Here is a 16,594-nt window from a genome sequence, read left to right on the forward strand (position 1 = left end):
GGAGAACCTAGATGGGCATGAACCGTAGGCAGTTCCTCCGCGTGAGCGGGGCGGGACTGGCCGCGTCCACCATCGTCGCGCTCGGCTTTTCGCCGCTGCCGGCGATGGCCGAGACACGGCACTATAAACTGGCGCGCGCCAAAGAGACGCGCAATACCTGTCCGTACTGCTCGGTGGGCTGCGGCCTGCTGATGTACAGCCTCGGCGACGGCGCAAAGAACGTCACCTCGGACATCATCCATATCGAAGGCGACCCGGACCATCCGGTGAACCGCGGTACCCTGTGCCCGAAAGGCGCCGGCCTGCTCGACTTCGTGCACTCCCCGAACCGCCTGAAATATCCTGAGGTGCGCGAGCCGGGCAGCAAGGAATGGAAGCGTATTTCGTGGGACCAGGCGATGTCGCGCATCGCCAAGTTCATGAAGGACGACCGCGACGCCAACTTCGTCGTCAACAACGCCGAGGGCAAACTCGTCAACCGCTGGACCAGCACCGGTATGCTGTGTGCGTCCGCGGCGAGCAACGAAACGGGCTACATCACGCACAAAGCGATGCGTTCGATGGGCATGCTCGTCTTCGATAACCAGGCTCGCGTTTGACACGGACCTACGGTGGCCGGTCTGGCCCCGACGTTCGGACGAGGAGCGATGACCAACCATTGGGTTGACATCAAAAATGCCGATGTAGTGCTGATCATGGGCGGCAATGCCGCCGAGGCGCACCCTTGCGGTTTCAAGTGGGTGATCGAAGCCAAGCATCACAACAAGGCCAAGCTGGTCGTGGTCGACCCGCGCTTTACGCGTTCGGCCGCCATGAGCGACTATTACGCGCCGATCCGCGCCGGCTCCGACATCGCCTTCCTGGGCGGCGTCATCAATTATTTGCTGAGCAATAACAAGATCCAGACCGAATACGTCCGGAACTACACCAATGCCAGCTTCATCGTGGGCCCGGATTTCTCGTTCGAGGACGGTATCTTCTCCGGCTACGACGAGGCCAAGCGCCGCTACGACAACAAGTCGTGGGGCTACGCCATGGGTGAAGACGGTTTCGCCAAGGTCGATCCGACCATGCAAGACCCGAGTTGCGTCCTGCAGGTGATGAAGCGCCATTATTCGCGCTATACCCCGGAACAGGTCAGCAAGATCACGGGCACCCCGGTCAAGCAGTTCATGAAAGTGTGCGAGTACATCTCGTCGACCGCCGTGCCGGGCCGCGCCATGACGATCATGTATGCGCTGGGCTGGACCCAGCACAGCCAGGGCAGCCAGATCATCCGTACCGGCGCCATCATGCAGCTGCTGCTGGGTAACGTCGGCGTTGCCGGCGGTGGCCTGAACGCACTGCGCGGGCACTCCAACATCCAGGGCCTGACCGACCTCGGCCTGCTGTCGAACTCGCTGCCGGGCTACCTGTCCCTGGCGACCGACAACGAGCAGGATCTGGAGACCTACTACAAGCCGCGCGCCCTCAAGCCGCTGCGTCCGAACCAGATGAGCTACTGGCAGAACTATCCCAAGTTCTTCGTCAGCCTGCAAAAAGCCTGGTGGGGCGATGCCGCGACCGCCGAAAACAACTGGGCCTTCGACTACCTGCCAAAGATCGACAAGCTGTACGACGTGCTGCAGGCGTTCGAGCTGATGGGTCAAGGCAAATTGAACGGTTACATCTGCCAGGGCTTCAACCCGGTCGGATCGTTCCCGAACAAGAAGAAGATCATCGCCGGCCTGTCGAAGCTGAAGTTCCTGGTGACGATGGATCCGCTGAACACGGAAACGTCCGAATTCTGGCAAAACTACGGCGAGTCGAACGACGTCGATCCGACCCAGATCCAGACCACCGTGTTCCGCCTGCCGACCACCTGCTTCGCCGAGGAAGACGGTTCGCTGTCGAACTCGTCGCGCTGGCTGCAATGGCACTGGAAAGGCGCCGAGGCGCCGGGCGAAGCGAAACCGGACATCGAGATCATCGCCGACCTGTTTACCCGCATGAAGAATGCGTACATCAAGGATGGCGGCGCCTTCCCTGACCCGATGGTGAACCTGGCCTGGCCGTACAAGATTCCGCACAGCCCATCGGCTGAGGAACTCGCTAAAGAGTTCAACGGCAAGGCGCTGGCCGATCTGTACGATCCGAAGGACCCGTCCAAGCTGCTGCTCAAGAAGGGCGAGCAGGTGCCAGGTTTCGGCGTGCTGCGCGACGACGGTTCTACCGCCAGCGGCTGCTGGATCTATGCCGGCGCCTGGACCCAGGCCGGCAACCAGATGGCCAACCGCGACAATGCAGACCCGTTTGGCGTGGGTAACACGCTGGGATGGGCATGGGCATGGCCGGCCAATCGCCGTGTGCTGTACAACGCGGCATCGGCCGATCCGACCACCGGCAAGCCGTGGAACCCGCACCGCAACCTGATCGCGTGGAACGGCACCAGCTGGACCGGCTCCGACATTCCGGATATCCGTCCGGATGCGAATCCGGGCGATGAAAACCGCGTGCAGCCGTTCATCATGACGGCCGAGGGGGTGTCGCGCCTGTTCGCGCCGACCGGCATGGCCGAAGGCCCGCTGCCCGAGCACTACGAGCCGTTCGAGTCGCCGTTCCCGGTCAACCCGATGCATCCGAAGAACCCGAAAGCCCGTGCCAATCCAGCGGCGCGCGTGTTCAAGGGCGACATGGAAGCGTTCGGCACCGCGAAGGACTTCCCCTACGTCGCGACCAGCTATCGCCTGACCGAGCACTTCCACTACTGGACCAAGAATGTGCAGAGCAACGCGATTCTCCAGCCACAGCAGTTCGTGGAGATCGGCGAAGAGCTGGCCAAGGCCAAGGGCATCAGCAATGGCGATACCGTCAAGGTCTCGTCGATGCGCGGCTACATCAAGGCCAAGTGCGTCGTTACCAAGCGCATTCCGCAGCTCGACTGCGATGGCATGAAGGTGGATACGGTGGGCCTCCCGAACCACTGGGGCTTCGTCGGTTTGACCAAGCCGGGCTTCCTGGTGAACACGCTGACCCCGTTCGTGGGCGACGCGAATACCCAGACGCCTGAGTTCAAGTCGTTCCTGGTCAATATCGAAAGGATTTAAGTCATGTCTTCACTACAATCTCTCGATATCGCAGCGCGGTCGGCAACGACCGCGACGACGCCGGTCGCGCGTACCCACAAGCCTGAAGTGGCCAAGCTGATCGACGTTTCCAGCTGCATCGGCTGCAAGGCATGCCAGGTGGCATGCATGCAGTGGAACGACCTGCGCGACGACATCGGCGAAAACCACGGCACCTACGACAATCCGCGTGACCTGACGCCGCAGTCGTGGACGGTCATGAAGTACTCGGAAGTCGTCACCAAGACGGAAGACGAGGGTGACCGCCTCGAGTGGCTGATCCGCAAGGACGGCTGCATGCACTGCGACGAACCGGGCTGCCTGAAGGCCTGCCCGGCGCCGGGCGCGATCGTCAAGTACACCAACGGCATCGTCGACTTCATCAGCGAGAACTGCATCGGCTGCGGCTACTGCGTCGCCGGCTGCCCGTTCGACGTGCCACGCATCAGCAAGGTGGACTCGAAGGCCTATAAATGCTCGCTGTGCGCGGACCGCGTGGCAGTGAACATGGAGCCTGCCTGCGTGAAGATCTGTCCTACCGGCGCAATCCGGTTCGGTACAAAGGAGGACATGATCGAATACGCCGGGGACCGTGTGGTGGACCTGAAGGAGCGCGGCTACCAGAACGCCGGCCTGTACAACCCGGCCGGCGTCGGCGGCACGCACGTGATGTACGTGCTGCAGCACGCCGACAAGCCGAACCTGTACGCCGGCCTGCCCGAAAACCCGACCATCAGCCCGACCGTGGCGCTGTGGAAGGGCGTGGCCAAGCCGCTGGGCGTGGCCGCGATGATCGGCGCCGCCGTGGCGGGCTTCTTCCACTACATGAAGGTTGGTCCGATCGAGACCCATGTGGACGAGCCGCCGGTGCAGCCGACGCCTGACGCAGACCAGCGCGAAGATACGCGCGTTTAAGGAGAAGAACATGTTTATCACTCGCTACCGTGACCGTACGCGGATGAACCACTGGGCCGTGGCCCTGCTGTTCATCTGCGCGGGACTGACCGGGCTGGCATTGTTCCATCCTTCGATGTACTTCTTCAGCGCCTTCTTCGGCGGTGGGCAGTGGACCCGCATCCTGCACCCGTTCTTCGGGCTGTTCATGGTGCTGGGTTTCGTGTTCCTGTTCTTCGCCGTGGTGCGCGACAACTACTGGACCAAGTCCGATACGGAATGGGTCAAGAAGGCGCCAAAGCTGGTGACCACCGGCGACGAAAGCATGCTGCCGCCGGTGCACAAGTACAACGCCGGCCAGAAGGGCGTGTTCTGGGTGTTCGCGGTCAGCCTCGTGCTGCTGCTTATCACCGGGTTCATGTTCTGGCAGCCATGGTTCGCGGACTTCTTCCCGATTCCGCTGCGCCGTCTCGCCATGCTGGTGCATGCGGTGGCGGCCCTGGCACTGGTGCTGAGCGTCATCGTCCACGTGTACGCCGCCATCTGGGTCAAGGGCTCGTTCCGCGCCATGACCCGCGGCACCGTGCATGAGGACTGGGCGAAGTCGCACCATCCGCTGTGGTATAAGGAAGTGACCCGGAACACCAAGCCGGAAATCGCTCGCAAGAAACATTAAGGACCTCCCTGTTCTATGAGTGTTACCAAAGCAACACCGCTGCTCAGCCCGGAAGAAATTGCCGTCCGGTCCGGGCAGCAGATGCCCTACCTGCACCTCCCGGTGCGGGCAGAGCTGTTCGCCACCCGTGAAACCCGCCTGCGCGAGCTGGCTGCCGGGCATGCGATGCGCGACTTCCTCCTGTTCGCCGCCGACCTGGCGCATGTGCAGCATGCGGTCCTGCAGGACTACCCGGAGGTCGTCCTGCCGAGCGCCGACGACCTGCTGGCCGCCGGCCGCGCCGCGCAAGCGCCGCTGCCGGCGCCGCTGTGGCCGCGTGACCCGGCCTGGCGCGCGGCATTGCGCCGCATGCTGGAGCTCCTGGTCCCGCGTCTCGCGGACAGCCCGGCCCAGGCGGCCGTGCAGGCGCTGCTTGCCGCCGACGACGCCCATCTCGAGGAACAAGCCGAACTGCTGCTGCAAGGCGCAGCCGGCCTGGACATGAGTGCGGCGCCGCTGTTGGCGGCCGGCCTGCAGGTCTACTGGACCCATATGGTGCTGGCGACCCAGCAAGCCCACGGCGCGGCGCGCCAGGAACCGTTCGGGCGCACGCTCGACGCGACCCTGTGCCCGTGCTGCGCCAGCTTGCCGACCTCGTCGGTGACGAGGCTGGACCCCAGCGGCAGCAACTTCCGCTACCTCCATTGCGCGCTGTGCTCGACGCAGTGGCATATGGTGCGGGTCAAGTGCAGCCACTGCGAGACCACGAAGGGCATCCACTACCACTCGCTGCAGGCGGTGGCCACCGATGGCGCGCAGGAAGACACGGCGCAGGCATCGGTCCAGGCCGAAACCTGCGACGAGTGCGGGCACTATCTCAAGATCGTGCGCATGGAGAGGGATCTCCACGTCGATCCGGTGGCCGACGACGTGGCCACGCTGACACTGGACATCCTGGTGTCGGAAGCGGGCTTCCAGCCGCACGGCGTCAACCTGCTCCTGCTCACGGGGAGCGAGGAAGGCGACGGCGATAACGAAGAACTTAGGAGTAATTGATCATGTCGCTCGACGAGTCCGTGGTCCACGGCTCGAAGGCGACAGTCAAGGATCTGCCTTCGATCGATAAACTGCTGCGCCTGCCATCCGTGCAGGCGCTGGTTTCCCGCCACGGCCATTCGCTGGTCGCGGGGGAAGCGCGCGCGCAGGTCGATAGCCTGCGGGCGCAGGCCCTGGCAGGCGTGCTCCCCGCGAGCACGCTGTCGCCGGAGGCGCTCGGCCGGTCGCTGGCCGCGCGTGTCGCCGATCGCCTGGCGCCGAGAATGCGCCGGGTACTGAACCTGAGCGGCACGGTCATCCATACCAATCTCGGACGCGCCGTCCTGCCCCAGGCGGCGATCGCGCACCTGGTCACGATGATGGCCGGCCCGAACAACCTCGAATACGACCTCGCCAGCGGTTCGCGCGGCGATCGCGACAGCATCGTCGAAGACCTGCTGTGCGAGATCACGGGCGCGGAAAGCGCGACCGTGGTCAACAACAATGCCGCCGCCGTGCTGCTGTCGCTGGCCGCGCTGGGCGGCGGCCGCGAAGCCATCGTCTCGCGCGGCGAGCTGGTGGAAATCGGCGGCGCCTTCCGCATGCCGGACGTCATGGCCAGCGCCGGCGCCCACATGGTCGAAGTCGGCACCACCAACCGGACCCATTTGGCCGACTACGAGCGCGCCATCAATGAACGCACGGCGCTCCTGCTGAAGGTCCACACCAGCAATTACGCGGTGCAGGGCTTCACCAGCTCGGTGTCGGAGGCGGAACTGGCGCCGCTGGCGCAGGCGCGGGGCGTGGTCCTGGTCAGCGACCTGGGCAGCGGCTCGCTGATCGACATGGGCAAGTACGGGTTGCCGCAGGAGCCGACGCCGCAGCAGATGCTGGCCGCCGGCTGTGACGTGGTCACCTTCTCGGGCGACAAGCTGCTGGGCGGGCCGCAGGCCGGCCTGATCGTCGGTACGAAGGAGTGCGTCAGCCGCATCCGCAAGTTCCCGATGAAGCGCGCGCTGCGCCTGTCGAAGCTGCCGCTGGCGGCGCTGGAAGCGACCCTGCAGCTCTACCTGCAACCCGAGCTGCTGGCGGACGAGCTGCCGACCCTGCGCTGGCTGACCCGCAGCCGGGATCAGGTCGCCGCCAACGCGCAGGCGCTGCTCGAACCGCTGCGCGCCGCGCTGGCGCCGCGCTATACGGTGACGCTTGAATCGATGCTGAGCCAGATCGGCTCTGGATCGCTGCCGGTCGACCGCCTGCCGTCCAGCGGCCTGGCCATCGCGCCGAGCCTGTCGGGCAGGCGCGGCGTGGGCACGGCGCTCGACGCGCTGTCCGCGGCGCTGCGCGGCTTGCCGCTGCCGGTGATCGGCCGCATTTCGGACGACCGCCTGCTGCTCGATTGCCGCTGCGTCGACGATCCACGCGATCTGCTGGGGCAACTCGGGACGCTGCGCGCGGCGCTGGTCCAGGAATAAACAAGAAGGATGTTTGCATGATCGTCGGCACCGCCGGACATATTGACCACGGCAAGACCGCGCTGGTACGCGCACTGACCGGCATCGACGCCGACCGTCTGCCGGAAGAGAAGAAGCGTGGCATCACCATCGAACTGGGCTATGCCTGGATGCCGCTGGAAGACGGCAGCCGCATCGGTTTCGTCGACGTGCCGGGCCACGAGAAGCTGATACGCACCATGGTGGCCGGCGCCAGCGGCATCGATGTCGGTTTGCTGCTGATCGCGGCCGACGACGGCCCGATGCCGCAGACGATCGAGCACGCGACCATCCTGGCGCTGCTCGGCGTGCGCCGCGGCGCGGCCGTGATCACCAAGATCGACCGGGTCGATCCAGCGCGGCTGCGCGAGACCGAGGCGGCGGTCGCCGGCCTGCTGGCCAGCGCCGGCCTGGACGATTATCCGATACTGCAGGTGTCGAGCGTGCGCGGCGACGGCATCGATGCGCTGCGCGCGCATCTGGTGCAGGCGCTGCATGCGGCGCCGCTCGATGGCGCGGCCGGCGCGGCTTTCCGCATGGGCCTGGATCGCGCGTTTACCCTGGACGGCGTGGGTACCGTGGTCGCCGGCAGCGTCTCGACGGGCAAGGTCGCCATCGGCGACGGCTTGTCGCTGGCCGGCGCCCCCGACCAGGTCTATCGGGTGCGCAGCCTGCAAGTGCATGGCCGCGCCGCGCAAGAGGCGCATGCCGGCCAGCGCTGCGCCGTCGGCCTGGCCGGCCTGGCACGCAGCGACGAGTTGCGCGGCCAGGTCGTGTGCGACCCGGCGATCGCGCTGACGACGCAGCGCATCGACGTCTGGCTGCAAGTCGCCGCGACCGAGGAGCGCGCGCTGCGTTCCGGCACGCTGGTGCACCTGCACGCGGCCACCCAGGATTGCCTGGCGACGGTGGCCGTGCTGGGCCAGCCGTCGATCGCGCCCGGCAGCGCCGCGCCGGCCCAGCTGGTGCTGCACAAGCCGGCCAATGTCTGGCACGGCGACCGCTTCATCCTGCGCGACGCGTCCGCGATCCGCACGGTGGCCGGCGGTTCGGTGCTCGATCCGCTGGGACCGGTACGTTACCGCCAGACCCCGGAACGCCTGGCTTACCTCGAGACCCAGCGCGCCGACGATCCTCAGTCCCGCTTGCTGGGTGCATTGGCCCAGGCGCCATACGGGGTCAACGGCGCGACCTGGCTGAGGAGCAGTGGACTGGCGAGCTGGCCGTTTGACCTGGCCGGCATGCCGGACGTCGTGGCCGGCGCCGGCGGCGAGTGGCTGGTCTCGCGCGTGCGCCTGCAAGAGAACGAAGCCGGCCTGCTGCAGGCGCTGGCCAACTTCCACGCGACATACCCGGACGAGATCGGCCCCGACCTGCTGCGCGCGCGCCGCCTGGCGGCGCCGCGCATGCCCGAGGCGCTGTGGCTGCAACTGAGCGGCCACATGATCGCGGCGGGCACGATTGCACGCCGCAACGGCTTCCTGCACCTGCCCGAACATGGCGTCGCCCTGCGCGCGGCCGAGCAGGTGGTGGCCGAGCACGCGCTGCCCAAGCTGCTGGACGGTCGTTTCGATCCGCCCTGGGTACGCGACATCGCGCAGACCGCGCGCCTGCCCGAAGTCCAGGTGCGGCAAGTGCTGGGCCGCATGGCGCGCGGGGGCGACGTGTACCAGGTCGTGAAAGACCTGTTCTACCACCCGTTGGTAATGCAGGAGGCGGCCGACATCGTGCGCCGCCTGGCGCACGAGGATGCCGAAGGCCAGGTCACGGCGGCGCGCTTTCGCGACGAGACCGGCCTTGGCCGCAAACGCGCGATCCAGATCCTGGAGTTCTTCGACCGCATCGGCTTCTTGCGGCGGCTCGGCGACGCGCACCTGCTACGACCGGGAACCTTGCTGTTTCCGTCGAAGGATTAGGGCAGCCGGCGCCGGCGAGCATCGGCGCCAGCGTGTCCGGTTCCGGCACCTCTGCCGGATCCACGAAGGTGAAGTCGGCCATCGTAGGCGCCTGGAGGTGGGTGGACACGACGACCGCGTCGAGCGCGCCGGCCCAGCCGGCGTCGAGGAAGGTTGGCGTACAGGCGCTGCGGCGCGGCGCGCAGGGCGTCGGCCTCGCCCTTGGTCTTGCGGCACTTCAGCACCGGCAGCGCTGCGCCGTTGGGCGAGACGACGTTGAAGGCGCTGGCCAGGTCGCCGCACACGGCGCGGCGCAACGGGCCGCTATTGGGTTCCTTGACGCCGAAGCGCGCCTCCGGGAAACGCAGCACCGAGGCGTGGTCGAACACCTGCGAGTTGACCCAGCCGCCACGGCGCCGCGGCGGGATCACATGCATCGGCCCCCGCCGGCCGGGCCCCTAGACGCGGCCGCCAGGCGCCGGCTGCCTGGTGCTGCCTGGTGCTGCCGTGCGGGCGTGGATGGGTGTCGTACTCGGGCGTAAGGTGGCCGGGACCAAGCGTGCTCTTGCCCGCGTAGCCGCCCTTGCCGGCGCGGGCGCTGCTGCCCAGGACTGCGGCGCGACGTCATGACGTTAATCCCTTGTTATGAGTTTACATTGAGGTAACTAAAGTCGTGACGTTGTGTTGCTGCGCCGATATCGTCTGCAGCGCCGCCAAGGTAAGCCGCACCCATGACGCGGTCATGACAGGCGCATGCGGGGAGCGCGCCGCCCCTGTCGCAACGTTCGCCGCTCCGGTATCATGGCGGGATGAATCAGATTCCTTCCAAACCGTTTGTCATTGGCGTCGCCGGCGGTAGCGGCAGTGGCAAGTCGACGGTGACGCAGCAAGTGCTGTCGTCGTTCGGCACCGATCTCGTCTCCGTCGTCATGCAGGACGATTACTACCGCGACCAGACCCATCTCACCATGGAAGAGCGGCGCGCGCAGAACTACGATCACCCGCAGGCCTTCGACTGGCCGCTGCTGGTCGAGCACGTGCGCGCCTTGCGCAATGGCGAGCAGATCGCGATGCCGATCTACGACTTCACGGTGTCCAACCGTACCGACCAGACCATTCCCGTCAAGCCGGCGCCGGTGATCGTGATCGAGGGCCTGTTCGCCTTGTACAACGCCGACCTGCGCGACATGATGTCCCTGAAGATCTTCGTCGACACCGCGCCCGATGTGCGCTTCATCCGCCGCCTGCAGCGCGACGTCGCCGAGCGCGGTCGTTCGCTCGACAGCATTGTCGGCCAGTACCTGGACACGGTGCGCCCGATGCACAAGCAGTTCATCGAGCCTACCCGGCGCAAGGCCGACGTCATCCTGCCGCACGGCGCGAACGGCCCGGCGATCGATGTCATCACCACCAAGGTGGCCAGCGTCCTTGGTCAGTTGCAGCTCCTGAACCGTCGTTCCAGCCCGACGCTGGATGGAATCGCCGACACGCGGTAAAATGCGGGCTCATCGGAAGGAAATCGTCCCTGGTGGGGCGGCTGGGCTTCAAACCCAGTTGGTGGCGCCATGCGTCGCCGGGTGGGTTCGACTCCCGCATCCTTCCGCCATGCCGCCCTTTCCCGTCCTTTCCCGTTCTATACCAAGACCATGCTGATCCTCGGTTTCGACTATCCGGACGACTGCTACTTCGACCTCGAGAACGATATGTGGTGCCGCGCGCTGGGCGACGGCCGCTTCCAGGTCGGCGTCAGCGCCTTTGGCGTCAAGATCAGCGGCAATTACTTCTATATGTGCCGGCCGAAATCGGCCGGCACCGAGCTCGAGCAAGGCAAGACCATGGGCGTCGTCGAACTGAGCAAGACCGTGGTAACGATCAAGACGCCGCTCTCCGGCACCGTGGTCGAGGTCAACGGGCTGCTCGAAGACAAGCCAGAACTCATCAACCAGGACCCGTACGGTCAAGGCTGGATCGCCGTGATCCAGGCCAGCGACTGGGAACGCGACCGCGCGCAACTGGCGCATGGCGTCGCGTTGCCCGCATTGGCCGAACGCCGCATGCGGCTCGAGCCAGTCGACGACTGGATCAAGCCGTGAGCGTTCGGCTGGGTGAGCAGCCAAGTAAGCAAATGAGTGAGCAAATGAGCGCGCAGGCAGGCGGCCTGGCCATCCTGGTCTGGTCGTGCGACCTGTCGCGTCCCGAACTGCTCGCCACGCCTTTCATGACGGCGCAAGCCGCGGCGGCCCTCGACATGCGCGTCAAGATGCTGTTTTCCAGCCAGTCGGTGCAGTGGCTGCTGGCCGTCAATGCCGGACGGCTGACGGGCTTTGGCGACGAGCGCTGGCCGATCGCGCGCCACCTGGAAGCCAGCGCCGAACTGGGCGTCGAGATCCGCGCCTGCACCCAGGCGCTGCAGGCCAGTGGCGCCGGGCGCGCCGCGCTGGGGCCGCACTGCGCGGGTGTCGAAGGCATGGTGGCCTTCGTGGAGCAGGGCAGCAGCGCCGGTTGGCGCATGCTGGTGTTCTAGACAGCGCTGACCATGCCGCGTTCTTCGGGACGCAGCGTCAGCACGGCCGCGCCGTGCGCCGTCACCGCGACCGTATGCTCGAATTGCGCCGACAGCGAGCCGTCGCGTGTCACGACCGTCCAGCCATCGTCTTCGGTGCGCACGCTCCGTCCGCCGCGGTTGAGCATCGGCTCGATCGTAAACACCATGCCTTCGCGCAGCGTGAGCCCCGTGCCTTTCGTCCCGAAGTGCAATACCTGCGGCTCTTCGTGCATCTCGCGGCCGATGCCGTGGCCGCAGTATTCGCGCACGACCGAGCAGCCGTTGCGCCTGGCGTGGCGCTCGATCGCATGGCCGACGTCGCCCAGGGTGGCGCCGGGCCGCACCGCGCGGATGCCTTTCCACATCGCCTCGTAGGTCGTCTGGACCAGGCGCCGCGCGGCCAGGCCGACGTCGCCGACCAGGTAGGTCTTGCTGGAGTCGGCGATATAGCCGTTCTTTTCGAGCGTGATATCGAAGTTCACGATGTCGCCGTCCTTCAGCACATCGCTGGTCGAGGGCACGCCATGGCACACGACCTGGTTGATGGATGCGTTGAGCACGAAACCATAGTCGTACTGGCCCTTGCTGGCCGGCCGCGCCTGCAGCCGGTCGACGATGAAACGCTCGACGAGCGTGTCGACCTCGAGCGTCGTCATGCCCGCGAGTGTCAGCGTGTCGAGCATCCCGAAGACGGACGCAAGCAGGCGGCCCGATTCGGCCATCAGCGCGAGTTCATGGGGCTGCTTGGTCATGCCGCGCTCAGCACCAGTGGCGGCGCCGAGACCCCGGCCGCGGCCAGCTCGCGCTGCACGATCTCATTGAAGCTGAGGGTGGGATTGGTCTCGCACAGCATGCCGACCTTGATCCAGAACGCGGCTTGCGCATTGATCGAGCGGCAGGAAACCCTGGTGGCGAGGCGGACCTGGTCGTGCAGGTCGTCTTCGATATTGACGATGCCCATGGCGATGCTCCATATATGATTCGTATATTGCGTATATACGTTCCATATATTCTGTCCAGCGCCAAGTGGCCGCCAGCAGAAAAAAATGGCGCCGGGATCGCTCCCGGCGCCATTCGGACTTACGTCAAGTGATTACAGCGAACGCAGGAACGCCATCAGCTCGTCGCGCTGCGCCTTGGCCAGCTTCGCGAAGCGGTTGCGTGCGGCGGCTGCTTCGCCGTCGTGCCACATGATCGCCTCGGTCAGGTTGCGGGCGCGGCCATCGTGCAGGTAGCCGACGGCGCCGTCGCGGTCCATCACCTTTTCGGTGTAGCCGATGCCCCACAGCGCCGCGGTACTCCACATGCTGCCGCTGGCCTGGCCTTCCTTGTAGTTGTCCGCCAGTCCCGGACCCATATCGTGCAGCAGCAGGTCGGTGTAGGGACGGATGGTCTGGTCGCGCAGTTCCGCGAACAGATGGTTCGATCCGGTCTTCATCGAGGCCGTATGGCAAGCCACGCAGCGCATCGCGTCGAACAGCCTGGCGCCGGCGTCGACCTTGCGGGTGTCGACATCGAGTTCCTCGATCGGGGCTACGCCCTTCGGGAAGCCGCTGGCAAGGCTGCGCTGTGCCGGGACGGCCAGCAGGGCCATGTAGTTCGTGATCTGCTGCAGGTCGGACTCGGAGATGCCTTTCTGCTTCGGCGCGCTGGCGCAGCCGGCCGGATTGTTGTCGCAGCTGCGGTTCGGGTAGACCGGTGAAGTCACCGACATGTCCTGCAGCAGCGCGCTCGCGGCCTGGTGACGCAGCGACGCCTTCGACGCCTTCCAGCCGAAGCGGCCGACCTGCACCGCGCCCGTCTCGGGATCGAACACGAAGTTGGCGACACCCCTGACGCCGTCCTGGTCCGGGCTGGTGCGCGCACGCGCCAGGATGTCGGCCTCGGGCACCGCTTCGAGCAGGCCGACGCCGAGCATCGGCTTGGCCGCGCGCAGCGAGAACGTGGCCGGCGTCGGGCCGTCGAACTTGAGCTTCGGCTTGCGCAGCGTGACCTCGGTGCCGTCGGCCAGGTTCACCTTGCGCTCGTCGAAACCATCGACGCGCACTCCGGTACCCCAGTTCTGCGGCGTGCCGGCCAGGGACAGGGCGTTCATCTGCACCGTCGAGCCGTAGACCGGATGCGGCAACTGCGCGCCGTCCGCGCCGGTACTGGCGACACGCACGCTCATCGTATCGAGGCGTTGCTTGTCCACCGGGGCCGGGCTGCGGCCGTTGTTGGCGTGGCAGGCGACGCAGGTGGACTGGCCGAACTGCTGGCCCTGCAGGCCGACCGCCGGCAGGTACTTGTCGTTACCCGTCTCGTTGTGCTCACCCGTGGTCATATTGGTGTGCACCAGGCGACGACCTTCGACGAAGCGCTGCATGTTCTGCATGCCGATGTTGTTGAACGGCTGCTGGAACATGAACTTGCCGTTGTCGCTGTAGTTGTACGAGACCGATCCGATGCCGCCGGACAGGGTCGCCAGCGGGAGCGGCGCGTTCATCAGGCGCGGCAGTACGCCATACCATGGCCGCAAGCCTTCGCCGACCACATACGTCCATTCGGTGGAGTAGTAGCGCTCGCCGCCCTGGTCGCCGAGGGCGCGCAGGGCCGGGATGGTGGTGAAATACGACGGCGAGACCTCGACCACATCGCCGGCGACCAGGCGCCGTGCCGGGACCGTGCGGCCGTTCGGGAAGCCATCCGTATTCAGTTCGGCGTGGCCCGGATAGTCCCATAGCTGCAAGGTGCAGTCGCCGTTGGCCAGGTTCGCATTGGCCAAGGTGTCGTTCTTCGGATAGGGCGTGGCCGGGCAGATCGCGACCTTGTCGTTGACCAGCTGGCCCGGCGCCATCCAGCCGAAGCCGGTATCGTCCGGACGGTCGAAGGCGCGGAAGAACGCCACGCCGCCTTTCAGGAAAGGCACCGTGGTGTACTGGTTGACGATCAGCACCGGCTTGGTGTTGTTCGGCACGCGGCTGCGGTCGATGATCTCGACGCCCCAGGTGCGGTTCTTGTGGTACAGCGGCACGAAGGTCAGGTGATTGCCCGGTCCCTCGTTGCGCGGCAGGCCGGTGGCCGGATCGACGGTCTTGTTGGGGAACTTCGAGCCGATCTCGTTCCATTCCTCGCCGCGTTCACGGCCATGGCGCGCCTTGCCGCGGGCGCCGAAGCGCGTGACCAGGGTGCCGTCGGCGAGCGTGAACTGGAGCGACTCGATCGGTTCCTTCGCTCCCGGCAGCGGGGACCAGCCATTGCCGCTGGTGGGGAAGGGCACGGCCGAGACCGGGACGGCGGGCACGGTATTGTCGCTGCCGGGCGTCTTGAATTCGACTTCCCACAGCGAATAGCCGTAATCCGACGAGCGCTGCAGGCCCTGGATGCGGACGTGCTTGGCGACGGCACCGAGGTTGAAGAATTCCTCGATCTTGCCCTGGCCGTCGCGTACCACACGCAGCTCGGTCCAGTTCTGGTTATCGTTGGACGTCGATACCGAATATGCCTTGGCATAGGCCGCTTCCCAGTTCAGCTTCATGTAGCCGATCGGGGTCGGTGTGTTGAAGTTGAACTGGATCCAGCCGCCGTTGCCATCTTGCGCGGCGCTCGCCCAGCGCGTATTGAGCTTGCCGTCGATCGCGTTGCCGGCGTTGAGGCCGTCGTTTTCCGGCCTGGACGAAGTGGCGCTCGCAGGCTTGATGGCGACGCCCGGCTTGCCCGGGTCGACCGGGATCTCGGGATCCGGTTCGGTCGGCGGGATTTCCGGATCGGCCGGCGTGCCGGTGAAGGCCTGGATCTCGAGGATGGAATAGCCATACTGGCCGGCGCGCTCGACGCCCTTCACCCGCAGGAACTTGCCTTGGCCGTTGAGGCCAGTGAAGTCCTCGACGCCACCCTGGCTGTTGCTGACGGTCTTGATCGTGGTCCAGGCGTCGCCGTCGTCCGACACTTGCAGCTCATACTTGCGAGCGTGGGCATTTTCCCAATCGATGCGCACCCGGGTGATGACGGCGCTTTCAGCGTATTCGAGCGTCAGGTGTTGCTCACTGGAGAATTCGCTTCCCCAGCGTGTAGCGCGGTCGCCATCGATCGCGAACCTGGCGTCGAGATCGCCGCGCTCGCGCGAGGTGGCGGTGGCGCCGGTCGGGGTGAGTGGCATCTCCAGCCCTTCGGCGGCGGCGGAATACGACCGGGACAGGCTTTTGCCGGCGCCCTCCATCTGGGCGATGGGCGACTCGCCATTGCCGCCGCCGCAAGCGGCGAGCAGCATGGTGAGCGCGAGTGGCAGGCCGGGCATGCGGAGGCGGCCTGCAAACTGCCCGCGAGGCAGTAGGTTCATGTAAAACTCCTTGGTTATCAATTATTCATTGGAGATCCCGCGCCGGCGGCAGCCGCCGTCCGCATGGCGCAAGTCCGGGTTTTTCCGCGTGCCCCTGAAGGCCGTGCCCTGATATCTTCCCTGACGAAGGGTAAATTGCTATATAGCAACTTTTAGCGTCAAGATATCCGCCACGTCAATACATGTCAAGCGCATGCGTGAGGATCTACGTTATGGAACAGCTGCCGGATGCAGTTTGCCGTTGACGCCAGCATGGCCCATCACCAATAATCGAAACTCATGCACATCCTGCGCACATCGTCGATGCTGGTCCGTCTGGTTCTGGCCTGGTTCGTCCTCACCCTGGGCGCCGCCAGTGCCGCACCTGTGGTGCAGCCGACCACGATGGCGCTGGTGTGCTCCGAGGGCGGCGCCAAGGTCGTGTTTGTCGATCAGGACGGCGCGGCCCTTCACGGCAAGGGGCATACGCTCGATTGTCCGCTGTGCCTGCCGGCAGCCCTGCCGCCGCCGGTTGTGGCGATGGGCGCGCCCACGCCGCAGCCGGCAGTGGGCGCGGTCCAGCGCGTCGTCGCTTCCCACGTCGTGGTCCATGCCGGCGCGCCGTTGCCGCCGCGCGGGCCGCCTGACTACTCCTGAACCCTGCGAGCCGGCCCCG

At 66.0% G+C, this 16,594-nt stretch carries 14 protein-coding genes and 1 tRNA gene; 11 read left to right on the plus strand and 4 right to left on the minus strand.

Features of this window, described 5'->3' with window-relative positions:
- The first annotated feature begins 11 nt into the window (after positions 1-11).
- The 6 genes from fdnG to selB are packed head-to-tail and all read left to right on the plus strand — an operon-like array spanning position 12 to position 9,097.
- The gene (gene fdnG, locus AC56KW_RS22470) at positions 12-3,086 is read left to right on the plus strand and encodes a formate dehydrogenase-N subunit alpha (RefSeq protein WP_497172870.1); all 3,075 of its coding nucleotides are present in this window, start codon (positions 12-14) and stop codon (positions 3,084-3,086) included.
- Between the two features lie 3 nt (positions 3,087-3,089).
- A complete protein-coding gene (gene fdxH / locus AC56KW_RS22475; protein WP_497172871.1) occupies positions 3,090-4,019 on the plus strand; it encodes a formate dehydrogenase subunit beta in 930 nt (309 codons plus the stop codon).
- 10 nt (positions 4,020-4,029) lie between these two features.
- Positions 4,030-4,674 carry a formate dehydrogenase subunit gamma gene (locus tag AC56KW_RS22480; RefSeq protein ID WP_497172872.1) on the plus strand — a complete coding sequence of 215 codons (645 nt, stop codon included), beginning with the start codon at positions 4,030-4,032 and terminating at the stop codon, positions 4,672-4,674.
- Between the two features lie 15 nt (positions 4,675-4,689).
- Complete coding sequence (fdhE, locus tag AC56KW_RS22485; protein ID WP_497172873.1) at positions 4,690-5,709, plus strand: formate dehydrogenase accessory protein FdhE; 1,020 nt, start codon at positions 4,690-4,692, stop codon at positions 5,707-5,709.
- A 2-nt stretch (positions 5,710-5,711) separates the two neighbouring features.
- A complete protein-coding gene (selA, locus tag AC56KW_RS22490) occupies positions 5,712-7,163 on the plus strand; it encodes an L-seryl-tRNA(Sec) selenium transferase (protein WP_497172874.1) in 1,452 nt (483 codons plus the stop codon).
- 17 nt (positions 7,164-7,180) lie between these two features.
- Positions 7,181-9,097 (plus strand): selenocysteine-specific translation elongation factor, encoded by a 1,917-nt coding sequence (gene selB / locus AC56KW_RS22495; protein WP_497172875.1) that lies wholly within the window; start codon positions 7,181-7,183, stop codon positions 9,095-9,097.
- On the opposite strand, the gene AC56KW_RS22500 is transcribed toward selB, so the two are convergent.
- Complete coding sequence (locus tag AC56KW_RS22500; RefSeq protein ID WP_497172876.1) at positions 9,094-9,513, minus strand: hypothetical protein; 420 nt, start codon at positions 9,511-9,513, stop codon at positions 9,094-9,096. The two genes, selB and AC56KW_RS22500, sit on opposite strands and share 4 nt — an antisense overlap.
- A gap of 372 nt (positions 9,514-9,885) precedes the next feature.
- On the opposite strand from AC56KW_RS22500, the gene udk reads away from it, so the two are divergent.
- The 4 genes from udk to AC56KW_RS22520 all read left to right on the plus strand — a co-directional run bounded on the left by udk (position 9,886) and on the right by AC56KW_RS22520 (position 11,600).
- The gene (udk, locus tag AC56KW_RS22505) at positions 9,886-10,572 is read left to right on the plus strand and encodes a uridine kinase (protein ID WP_497172877.1); all 687 of its coding nucleotides are present in this window, start codon (positions 9,886-9,888) and stop codon (positions 10,570-10,572) included.
- 14 nt (positions 10,573-10,586) lie between these two features.
- Positions 10,587-10,682 (plus strand) — tRNA-Sec (locus tag AC56KW_RS22510).
- On the plus strand, positions 10,642-11,169 hold the full coding sequence (locus tag AC56KW_RS22515) for a glycine cleavage system protein H (RefSeq protein ID WP_497172878.1): 528 nt from the start codon (positions 10,642-10,644) through the stop codon (positions 11,167-11,169). The genes AC56KW_RS22510 and AC56KW_RS22515 overlap by 41 nt, the downstream gene beginning before the upstream one ends.
- A gap of 44 nt (positions 11,170-11,213) precedes the next feature.
- Positions 11,214-11,600, plus strand: coding sequence for a DsrE family protein (locus AC56KW_RS22520; protein ID WP_497172879.1), 387 nt, complete (start codon positions 11,214-11,216; stop codon positions 11,598-11,600).
- On the opposite strand, the gene map is transcribed toward AC56KW_RS22520, so the two are convergent.
- The 3 genes from map to AC56KW_RS22535 all read right to left on the minus strand — a co-directional run bounded on the left by map (position 11,597) and on the right by AC56KW_RS22535 (position 15,939).
- Positions 11,597-12,373: a type I methionyl aminopeptidase gene (map, locus tag AC56KW_RS22525; protein WP_497172880.1), complete on the minus strand. Its 777-nt coding sequence runs from the start codon at positions 12,371-12,373 to the stop codon at positions 11,597-11,599. The genes AC56KW_RS22520 and map overlap by 4 nt on opposite strands.
- Complete coding sequence (locus AC56KW_RS22530) at positions 12,370-12,582, minus strand: ParD-like family protein (RefSeq protein WP_497172881.1); 213 nt, start codon at positions 12,580-12,582, stop codon at positions 12,370-12,372. The genes map and AC56KW_RS22530 overlap by 4 nt, the downstream gene beginning before the upstream one ends.
- A gap of 132 nt (positions 12,583-12,714) precedes the next feature.
- Complete coding sequence (locus AC56KW_RS22535; protein WP_497172882.1) at positions 12,715-15,939, minus strand: di-heme oxidoredictase family protein; 3,225 nt, start codon at positions 15,937-15,939, stop codon at positions 12,715-12,717.
- Between the two features lie 279 nt (positions 15,940-16,218).
- Here AC56KW_RS22535 and AC56KW_RS22540 point away from each other — a divergent pair, with 279 nt between their 5' ends.
- Entirely contained in the window at positions 16,219-16,575 is a 357-nt protein-coding gene (locus tag AC56KW_RS22540) for a DUF2946 family protein (RefSeq protein WP_497172883.1), read from the plus strand.
- Positions 16,576-16,594 lie beyond the last annotated feature (19 nt).

This window comes from Telluria sp. RT2P19 (genome assembly GCF_059685725.1).